Origin of the sequence: Streptomyces sp. AB3(2024), from assembly GCF_041862025.1 — a bacterium.
GTDB lineage: Bacteria > Actinomycetota > Actinomycetes > Streptomycetales > Streptomycetaceae > Streptomyces.
Map to the genome: position 1 here is coordinate 1 of NZ_JBGWAB010000417.1, position 223 is coordinate 223.

The 223-nt window shown below is 65.0% G+C and carries 1 protein-coding gene; it reads left to right on the plus strand.

From position 1 onward, the window contains the following. Positions 1–223, plus strand: a 223-nt coding sequence (locus tag ACEPPI_RS41035; protein WP_373920317.1) for a KR domain-containing protein, incomplete at both ends; no start/stop codon positions are given.

Here is a 223-nt window from a genome sequence, read left to right on the forward strand (position 1 = left end):
CTGACGGCTGTGGTGCATACCGCGGGTGTGCTGGATGACGGTGTGCTGGAGGCGCTGACTCCTGAGCGGTTCGAGAGCGTGCTGCGGGCGAAGGCGGTCTCCGCGCTGAACTTGCACGAGCTGACCGTCGAGCTCGGGATCGAGCTGTCCGCGTTCGTGTTGTTCTCCTCGATGAGCGGGATGACCGGTGCGGCCGGTCAGGGTAATTACGCTGCTGCGAACG